This is a genomic window from Baaleninema simplex PCC 7105, assembly GCF_000332355.1.
Classification (GTDB): Bacteria; Cyanobacteriota; Cyanobacteriia; order Cyanobacteriales; family Geitlerinemataceae; genus Baaleninema; species Baaleninema simplex.
The window spans coordinates 2924302-2934017 of the sequence record NZ_KB235958.1; the positions used below are offsets into that span (position 1 = coordinate 2924302).

A 9716-nucleotide genomic window follows, 5' to 3' on the forward strand; every position below is an offset into this window, starting at 1 on the left:
CTAATTTCATCCCCTTCTCGTGCTACTTGGCGTACTACAAGTTGAAGTGCGGAATGTGGGCTTAAATTCTACTATTTGAGTCGTTTTAAATTTAAAATACAGAGCGTCAATTCTCATCGATTCTCTGAAAACCTCTAAAATATTTAGATTGGGCAGCAAAATTCTCGATCGCTCCTTTTCGTATAAGATCCCCGGCATCTTGAAATGCCGGGGATCTGAAGCGCAACTTCTCAACCTTGAGTTCTCAAGCTCTATTTTAAAACGGTTTCTGTCGTCTGATTTTATGAAAGAAACACAGAGAAATTATAAATTTTTCGAGATTAGCCAAACAAATATAAATAAACAAAGTTTACGCCCGTCCAAACTGTCGTAATTACAGCACTTCTACCGTTCGACAGTTCGGGCAGGCGTTGAGTTTCCGATAAGTCCTTCCGAACTCAAGACCGATTTAGAACAGGCCCAAAGTCAGAGATTTATCGAGGGGGAACGTGGCACCAATTCCCAGCCACAGCGTAACGACTGTACCGAACATGAAAACGGTCGTCGCTACCGGACGGCGGAAGGGGTTTTGAAACTTGTTGACGCTTTCGATGAACGGAATCGTCATCAAGCCGAGGGGAACCAGCGTTTGCAGGGTAATCCCCAAGAGTTTGTTCGGAACGATACGAAGGATTTGGAACACCGGATAGAGATACCATTCCGGCAGAATTTCCAACGGCGTCGCGAAAGGATCGGCGGGTTCGCCAATCATTGCAGGGTCGAGAACGGCTAACCCGACGACACAAGCGATGGTTCCGAGGATAACCACCGGGAACACGTACAGCAGGTCGTTGGGCCAGGCGGGTTCGCCGTAGTAGTTGTGACCCATGCCTTTGGCGAGTTTCGCTCGCAACTTAGGATCGCTAAGATCCGGCTTTTTAAGGGTGGACATTGTAAACTGTGTTCTCCTTCTGCGAGGACAGCGGTAAGGAAACTATCAAAAATTCCGATCGAGATTTCTTAGGTTAGGGATAGTTTAACAAACCTCCCTAAATTGAAAGGCTTCGGAATCGATTCGGCTTTACAACGGACCGGAGATCCCTTGTTTGCGAATCATTAAGAAGTGCAGCAGCATGAACACGGCGATCAGCCAAGGCAGAACGAAGGTGTGCAGGCTGTAGAAGCGAGTCAGCGTGGCTTGGCCGACGCTGGTTCCACCCCGTAGCATTTCCACCATGAAGCTACCGACGACGGGAATCGCTTCGGGAACGCCGCTGACGATTTTCACGGCCCAGTAACCCACTTGGTCCCAAGGTAGGGAGTAGCCGGTCACGCCGAAGGAGACGGTGATCACCGCCAGAACTACACCCGTAACCCAGGTCAGTTCGCGGGGTTTTTTGAAACCGCCGGTCAGGTAAACGCGGAATACGTGCAGGATCATCATCAGTACCATCATGCTGGCAGACCAGCGGTGGATGGAACGGATGAGCCAACCGAAGTTCACTTCGGTCATTAGGTATTGAATAGAGGAGTATGCTTCTGTGACCGTCGGTTTGTAGTAGAAGGTCATGGCAAATCCAGTGGCAAACTGGATCAGGAAGCATACGAGGGTGATTCCCCCCAAGCAGTAGAAAATGTTAACGTGGGGCGGAACGTATTTGTCAGTGATATCGTCGGCGATCGCCTGAATTTCCAGACGCTCGTCAAACCACTTGTAGGCTTTCGATTCAGTGACTTCCTTAGAGAACATAAAGCCAGTGTGTTGGAATGTTTCGGTTTGTGAAGTGTACCACGACAGCTCGGTGAGATGTCGCGGCGGGTGTTGTGCGGTAGGGGGGTTTGTGAAATGGGGTGGAGTGGTTGACTTGACCGATCTCGCGCAACGTTGCAGTCAACTTCTCGATCGCGGGGATCGAGCGAATGGGGTACTCCACGGCACAGAAACCTATAAAAAAATGTAACACAGCTTAGGAAGTCGGGCAGAACGATCGTTGCGACCGTGATGGCATACGCTAAGCTAATGCCAATATCGATCCTGAATTTGTGTTAATTTTTATTAAAAACAGTTGTCATTTTAAGGTTTGTTAGCTAGGTCTCATGCAAAAACGCGCGTTCTGGTTCGCACTCGTCCCCGTGATGTTGATGGTGTTGGGGTGGTTGGGATGGACGCCGCCAGCTTTGGCACTGACTGAAGAACAGCGGTTAGTGTCGGAGGTTTGGCGTGTGGTCAACCGCGCCTATATCGACGAGACGTTTAACGGTGAAAATTGGTGGAAAGTGCGACAGCAGGCGTTGCGATCGCCGCTGCGAACTCGCGAGGACGCTTACGAGGCGATCGAGGAGATGTTGGCGAAACTCGACGATCCGTTTACGCGGTTGTTGCGTCCCGATCGCTATCGTAACCTTCAGGTGAATACGGCGGGTGAGTTGACGGGGGTAGGGTTGCAAATCGCTATCGACGCCGATACGAAACAGTTGAAGGCGATCGCGCCGATTGCGGGTGCGCCTGCGGATTTGGCGGGAATTCAACCGGGTGATGTCATTTTAGCCATCGACGGCGTGTCTACGGAGTCGCTGACGTTGGACGAAGCCGCCGGACGAATGCGGGGCCCTGTGGGAACTGAGGTAACGTTGCAAGTGGAACGGTTCGACGGGGGTGCGATCGAGGATATCGCGTTAGTGCGCGATCGCATTGCGCTGCATCCGGTAATGGCGGATTTGCGGACGGTGGAGAATTCACCCAATACGCAAATCGGTTATATTCGCTTGACGCAGTTTAGCGCCAACGCTGCTGAGGAAATGGCAGAGGCGATCGCATCTTTGGAAAACGAGGGTGCAGATGCTTTCGTCTTGGATTTGCGAAATAATCCCGGTGGCTTGTTGCAAGCTGGGATTGAAGTGGCGCGATTGTGGTTGAACGATTCCACCATCGTTTACACAGTGAACCGACAATCGATTTTAGGCAGTTTTGACGCCGGACACGAAGCGTTGACGGACGCGCCGTTGGTGGTGTTAGTGAACCCAGGAACGGCGAGTGCAAGTGAGATTTTAGCCGGTGCGTTGCAGGATAACGGACGCGCCAAGTTAGTTGGCGAACGGACGTTTGGGAAAGGCTTGATTCAGTCACTGTTCGATTTGTCGGACGATTCTGGGTTGGCGGTGACAGTGGCGAAGTACGAAACGCCGAATCACAAGGATATTAATAAGTTAGGAATTATGCCGGATTTCGTGGTGAAACAGAATCCGATTCAGCGTAATGAGGTGGGAACCGAGAGCGATCGACCTTATCAGACGGCGGTTGAGTTGTTGACTGAGTCGGGAGTGATGGCGAAAGCAGGGTAGATCAACTGATGGAGGCTTCGAGCAGTAAATTTTCAAACGTGTTTTGTATGGTACAAGATCCCTGGTGATGAGTCCTGCTGAACTTACAGCACAAAAAATCGCTAAAACTTTTACAGAGTCGAGCTTAAGTCAATACAAGTAAGTTGGAGATCGCTTTCAGATATAAGCGATCCAGACTTACACACCAAGATTGGAGTGGTTCTGTTACTTTTATTGCTTCAACACATTGCTGAATACTCTGGAAGTATGATATGTTTGTAGGATATGGTTCTTCCGAAGTGAGTATGTACAGTAAATGCCTGTAGTCTCCATCTGGAAGGGAATTTCGCGATTTCAGCCCCCTTTTTATAAGTTTGAGCGGAAAGTTCGACTATATCGACTATATAAGGGTTTAACTGATTTATTGCATGGTAACTTCGGAAGAAACTAAAATCTCCTCTAAGTATAGTGGGATCGGTTCGCGCTTAAGTACTGATAGCCGTGAAAGAAAGAGAATACGAGTTAAACCCTGGGCAGGAACTCCAGGCTTTCTTGGAAGAGCTCTATCCGCAAGATCCTCCTAAACAAGAGGCGTTCGCTTATAAATTGGATGGCTTATTTGGTGAAGATGGAGAGCTTGCACATTTGATGTACAAGAGTGCCATCAATTATGCGGTGCGTCGATTAATAACTGCGGCTGCATTTCTTGATCGTAAATATAAAAATCAGCCAAATACTAAGTTTTTTGTTAAACTTAGGGAATACTTAAAAGATAATCTTCGGTTGTTAAAAGATCGAGATCGGGAAAAAATTCATGCGTTGCTTCGTCAATGTATAGAAGCCAAGAATAGAGAAGTCAAGCCTAAGCGAAAACAGTCAATTAGGCGGCAAGCAATTGACCAAAACTTGAATTGCTATATCTGTGGATGTGAAATCGATTTTGAATCTAGTTGTCAATATAACTCACCAGAGATCGAACACCTTTGGCCTCAAAATTTGGGTGGATGGAGCGACTATGTAAACCTAAAAATAGCTTGCCATCAATGCAATCAAAACAAAAAAGATTATATAGATTTTAGTGATTTTCATTATGAAGAAATTTCTTTGGTTAGCAACAATAATGAAGATAGCTTTATGAAAGAAATGAATAGGCTTTATAGAATAGCTCTTTGGTCTAAAAATGAATATAAATGTGTGATTTGCGATCGGCCCGCTTCACAAGTAGGGGAATTAAAACTATACCGAGACGATCCTGATGATACTTGGCACTTTCTAAATATTAGTGCATACTGTGAGAAACATTATCCAGGCTAAAAAAGCGCTTAACCAAAAGTCAAGGATGTAAAAATGACGAAAATCTCAAAAAGATACTTTGGGATTCTTCTAAGGCAGAGAAAAGATTCCAAAACTGTTCCTTTCTTTGTGTTTGTTGCCAAAGCAAAAGATGTAAAACAGTGGGCTGGGATTCGTAGAATCAAGGAAGAGGAAAAAGGTTCTCAAAGAGTTGCAAAACCTGCTCGAATTAAATCAGTTTTTAATTTTTTAGATGCTTCATCTATTAATACGATTCCCAACAGCATTCTACTTGCTTTTGAAGAAAATAAAGCAAGATTTACGCCGATCAATAAAATCCTCGAAAAAGAAAAATTTAAGGCAAATAAAATATTCTTAGACGACTCTTTTTTTAATGAGTGTGAAGAGGATTTTGAATTTGGTTTTTTAGAATTCAGCTTTTTTGACGATCAGCCAGATTATGAAAAGCCTGCTTTGATTGTTGATGGTCAGCATCGCTTATATGGAATATCTGCTTATCAAAATGAAAATGTTCCTATCGTAATTGTTGGTCTGATCGATGCAACTCTACAGGAACAAGCCTTTCAATTCGTAGTGATCAACAAAAAGGCGGTTTCAGTATCCACAGAAAATATAAAGTCTATTTTGGCTGACTTTGATACTCCTGAACTTGAGAAACGACTTGCTGCTGTATCAATTACTTATGGGAATGCTCCATCTACTCTAAAGCATGTAAATGATTCCTCTGATAGCCCATTTTATCATTTATTAGATTGGAGCTATAATCGAGATGACCAGGAAGGTAAGCATCTTGTGCCAATTACAGCTATAGAACAATGCTTTAGATATATCAGAAAAATATTTGATGTTTTGGAGAATGATGAGGATTCTTTAAGGGAGTTTTTTTACTCAATTTGGAAAGCTGTTCAGAAAGTCTATCCTGAATTATGGGGTGAAGACAACAAGCTAATGAAGAAAGTTAGTGTCAATGCATTAAATGAATATATAGTAGACTATATACAGTACTTGTGGCCGATGGACTATATAGATATTTACGATCCCGAGTCAGTTGAAGGAGAAGTTGAACGCTTACTTAAAAATATACCTAGATCGTTCTGGATATCTGAATGGTCTATTAAAGTTCAAGACAATTCCAATGTCCGTGAACTGATAAAAGAAGATTTAAAGACCATGAGCAGTAATGCCAAGGCAAAAAAACGAGCGTGGTCAGATAACTTAGAGCTGCCTAAATTAGATTAATGAAATAAACATTCTGGCAACCCCACCTCTCTCGGCTTCACAAAACGACCTTGAAAACTCACCGCTCGATTTTCAAAGGTTCTCGCCTTCGCCACCGCCATTCGCAACTCCGCTAACTCCATCGGTTCCGTCATCCCACCGAGGAGATACAGCAACAGTTTCGCCGCTAAATCCCGTCCGGCGACGCGAATTCGGCGTTTGTTGGGATCGTAAAACACCCCATACCAAATTGATTCGGGGTTCTCAATTCCCCTAAACCTACCTTCGTCGTCAAACTGGCGCAGTTTATCAAACACTTCTATCAGCGGAAGGCGTTTGCGAAAAATAGCAGTTCCCAAAGCTTGCGCTAACGCCACTTGTCCGACGGGACGAAACAGGATGTTTCCCTCGCCGCCATCGGCTTCAAAACTCAACCGTCGCAACGTCGGCGTCTCCAATCCCGCCTCTAACTTGCGATAACTCGGAAGCGTCGCCAAGCCATCCCACAACCGCATCAACTCCGCTAAACCGTCGGCGAGTTCGTCAACGGTGGGACGTTGGGGAATCGTCCCCGATTTTAGCGGTTTCCAGTGGGGAAAGCGATCGCCGAGATACCCCACCGTCATATCTTTTAACGCCTGAAGCGTGGTTAAAACGGTGGATTTCGCCGACACCGACGCGCCATCCCAGTTAACCCGAGGGAGTCGTTCCGCCTCTTGACGCAGCATCGGATGAGTCACTGCAATTTGACGGGTGATAATCGCGAATCCATCATCTTCGTTGAGTAGCGTCACCTGTCCTTTGCTGAGTTTAACCGCCATCAGGTTCACGTGAACGAAGATCGATCGAATCCGTCGCCGCGCCTCTTCCCGCGTTTCCCCTTTCACAACGGCGGGAATCAGTTCCACTCCGAGGGTTTCGTCGGCTAACTCCCGCAGTTGACTGGGGGTTTTTCCGACTGCTTGCGCGATTTCCTCAAGGGTTAACGCTTTTCCTGTGGGTTTCTTTGCTTTCGTGAGGGGTTGCAGGGTTCCCGTTTCGAGAAGTTCCATCAATCCCCGAACTCCCATGAGACGATGTTGTCCGTCGAGGGCAAAGACCGATACAGTAGAAGACAGGTCGAGGAGTCCGACTCGGCGATCGCTGTCGAGGGGAACAAATTCAACCGCCGATTGTCTGGCGCGTCCGTTTTCGTCCCAACCCACCGATCGCGGATTGTCCACCCACGGCGGACTCACGACTAACAGCAACGGCGGAAATTTGCGATCGGTTCGCGCCGCCAGATATTGCGTCAGTGGCGCTTGTCTCGACCAATCTAGGGGACGTTGGTATAACTCGTCTACCGTTTCGGCCCCGGGTTGGACGTTTCCCGTTTTGGGATCGAGTTTTCCTTGAAACAGGGGAAGTTGCGATGCGAATTCTACCCGGTTGGCCAGCCATGATAACGTTACCGAACCGATATACGCCTCGGTCTCTCCCATTTGAGTCGTTTGAACGAGAAACGTTTCGTCGCGATCGAGGTACGGTTTCAGTAAAGCGGCAATTTTTCGGGTTTCGCTTGCAGGCGTCATGGGAAAATGCGTAAGCTGATAGAGTAGATTATTTTAACTCACGGCTGACACAGGTTTTGCTGCCGATCGGAGTATCTTGACCGTCATCTCGACAAAATAGTATGACAATCACGAAATCTTTGACATCTAAAAATCGCAGTATCGACGAGTTAGTTCAAGATATTGAAGTTTTAATCCAAGAAATTCAAAATTTATATTGTTTAGATGAAATACCGTGGGTGATTGGCTATTCCGGAGGCAAAGATAGCACTGCTACTCTCCAGTTGATCTGGAATGCCATTTCTAAGCTTCCACCTCAAAAACGCAAAAAGACAATTCATATAATCACTACTGACACTTTAGTTGAAAATCCAATCGTTTCTGCATGGGTAAAAAAATCTTTGCAAAAGATTGACGTAGAGGCTAAAGAGCAAAGTTTACCATTTACAACTCACCTTTTACATCCTGAACTTAAAGAAACGTTTTGGGTAGGCTTGATTGGGAAAGGATACCCTGCTCCTAAAGGGAAGTTTAGGTGGTGTACGGAACGCTTAAAAATAAAGCCATCCAACCATTTTATTCGAGAGGTTATTCGTAAAAGTGGCGAGGCAATTTTAGTATTAGGCATCCGAAAAGCAGAAAGTACAAAACGTGCTAAGCGAATGGAAGAGTTTGAAGCACGTCGAGTCCGCGATCGCCTTAGCCCAAATATGAATTTGCCCAATTCGTTAGTTTACAGCCCTATTGAGGATTGGCAAAATGATGAGGTTTGGATTTTCTTAATGCAATGGGAAAATCCCTGGGGCTATAGTAACAAAGATCTCTTGAGTATGTATCGGGGCGCTAGTGCTGACAATGAATGTCCTCTAGTGGTCGATACAACCACCCCAAGCTGTGGTAGTTCTCGCTTTGGTTGTTGGGTCTGTACGCTTGTCAGTCAAGACAAATCTCTCGCGGCTATGATTCGCAATGATGAAGAAAAATCATGGTTGCAACCGTTGCTCGATCTTCGTGCTGAACTGGATTCACCAGAAAGTCGGGAACGCCGAGATTTCCGTCGCCGTAATGGAAAAGTTCAGCTTTACGAACGTAACCTTGATGGATCGATTTCTATCGAACCTATTCCCGGTCCGTTTACCAAAACAGGGCGAGAATATTGGTTACGTCGCATTTTAGAGACTCAAGCTGAAGTTCGTCGAAATGCTCCTCCAGATATGGGCGATATCACCCTCATCACCACCGAAGAACTCAGCGAAATTCGCCGAATCTGGCTCGAAGAAAGACACGAATTCGACGACAGCCTTCCCCGTATCTACCAAGAAATTACCGGAGAACCCTTCATCGATCCCCGTCCCGGCGCAGAACAGCGACTCCTGGGACTCGACGAGTGGAACCTCCTCGAAGAACTCACCGACGGCGATGCGATGTACCTGGAACTGATGGCGAAACTCCTCGACACCGAACGCCAGTTCCACACCAAAATTCGCCGTTCGGGAATCTACAAGGCTCTCGAAAAATGCTTCGAGACGAGTTCCGCGACGAAGGAAGAAGCGATCGCCAACGCACATCGCAAACGAGATCTCCAAGAAGCCGCCAAAGTTGGCGACGTGGCGAAAATCAAACAACTGACGTGGGCCGATGTCAAATTCAGCAACGCCGACTTGGAGGAGTAGCTAACGGGGAAACCAGTGCAACAGACACTTGTACGATCGCCGCTGTCGCTGTAAGTGACGCACCAAATGTTCCCCGTTCAGTGGTGGTAACAAATAATCCTCAAGATCGAGGGAATGCTCTAACCAGGGGAGTCCGTATCCTGCGCGATCGCTCAACGCAACGATCGGTGTCTTCGTCAGACTCGGATGTTCTCGCAGTTCCTTCGCCCAGCTTACCCCCTCCGTTTCCGACAGGTGCGATCGAATCATCACCACATCGATTTTCTTCTGAAGTCGCTGCGCCAAAATCTCCGCCGGTTCTTCAACGAACGTTACGTCAAAGCAGTTTTTCTCGAAAAAGCGATCGCTCTCCCAAGGGTTCGATGGCGCATCCCCCACCGCCACAACGTTCGTCATCGGAAATTCCCGTCCCGACTCCTGCGCCTTCACCGGACATTCTTCATCGCACAACGCACATTCGGGAGCGTCGTAAGCGACACCGTAAGACGCCGGAATCGGTAAATGACAGCGTTCGCACTCAGACACCGTATAGCGTCCCTCGAGGAAATGACCGAAACAGCGCAAATCCCCTTCTAAATAGGGCTTGCTGAAAAGAAGTGAAAAGCTTACGGTGTAAGGCTTAGAGGAGTCTTGACGTGGCTTCGAGAACCCGAAAAAGAGG

General features: G+C 46.9%; 7 protein-coding genes and 1 pseudogene. 4 read left to right on the top strand and 4 right to left on the bottom strand.

Annotated elements, in window-relative coordinates; genetic code table 11:
- Positions 1 to 448 precede the first annotated feature (448 nt).
- Together petD and petB are read right to left on the bottom strand one after the other, a co-directional pair.
- Positions 449 to 931, bottom strand: coding sequence for a cytochrome b6-f complex subunit IV (petD, locus tag GEI7105_RS0115035; protein WP_026097681.1), 483 nt, complete (start codon positions 929 to 931; stop codon positions 449 to 451).
- A gap of 129 nt (positions 932 to 1060) precedes the next feature.
- Positions 1061 to 1729: a cytochrome b6 gene (gene petB, locus GEI7105_RS0115040; RefSeq protein ID WP_017661267.1), complete on the bottom strand. Its 669-nt coding sequence runs from the start codon at positions 1727 to 1729 to the stop codon at positions 1061 to 1063.
- 347 nt (positions 1730 to 2076) lie between these two features.
- Here petB and ctpA point away from each other — a divergent pair, with 347 nt between their 5' ends.
- The 3 genes from ctpA (at position 2077) to GEI7105_RS0115055 (ending at position 5853) form a co-directional block, all read left to right on the top strand.
- Positions 2077 to 3321: a carboxyl-terminal processing protease CtpA gene (ctpA, locus tag GEI7105_RS0115045; protein ID WP_017661268.1), complete on the top strand. Its 1245-nt coding sequence runs from the start codon at positions 2077 to 2079 to the stop codon at positions 3319 to 3321.
- 480 nt (positions 3322 to 3801) lie between these two features.
- A complete protein-coding gene (locus GEI7105_RS0115050; protein WP_017661269.1) occupies positions 3802 to 4614 on the top strand; it encodes an HNH endonuclease in 813 nt (270 codons plus the stop codon).
- A gap of 33 nt (positions 4615 to 4647) precedes the next feature.
- A complete protein-coding gene (locus GEI7105_RS0115055) occupies positions 4648 to 5853 on the top strand; it encodes a DGQHR domain-containing protein (RefSeq protein WP_017661270.1) in 1206 nt (401 codons plus the stop codon).
- Here GEI7105_RS0115055 and GEI7105_RS0115060 read toward each other — a convergent pair.
- Positions 5850 to 7403: a DGQHR domain-containing protein gene (locus tag GEI7105_RS0115060; protein ID WP_017661271.1), complete on the bottom strand. Its 1554-nt coding sequence runs from the start codon at positions 7401 to 7403 to the stop codon at positions 5850 to 5852. The genes GEI7105_RS0115055 and GEI7105_RS0115060 overlap by 4 nt on opposite strands.
- Positions 7404 to 7504: 101 nt before the next feature.
- On the opposite strand from GEI7105_RS0115060, the gene dndC reads away from it, so the two are divergent.
- Positions 7505 to 9055 (top strand): DNA phosphorothioation system sulfurtransferase DndC, encoded by a 1551-nt coding sequence (gene dndC / locus GEI7105_RS0115065; RefSeq protein ID WP_026097682.1) that lies wholly within the window; start codon positions 7505 to 7507, stop codon positions 9053 to 9055.
- Here the strand turns inward: dndC and GEI7105_RS0115070 are convergent.
- Positions 9056 to 9716 (bottom strand): annotated as a pseudogene (locus GEI7105_RS0115070) (hypothetical protein); the annotation flags it as partial.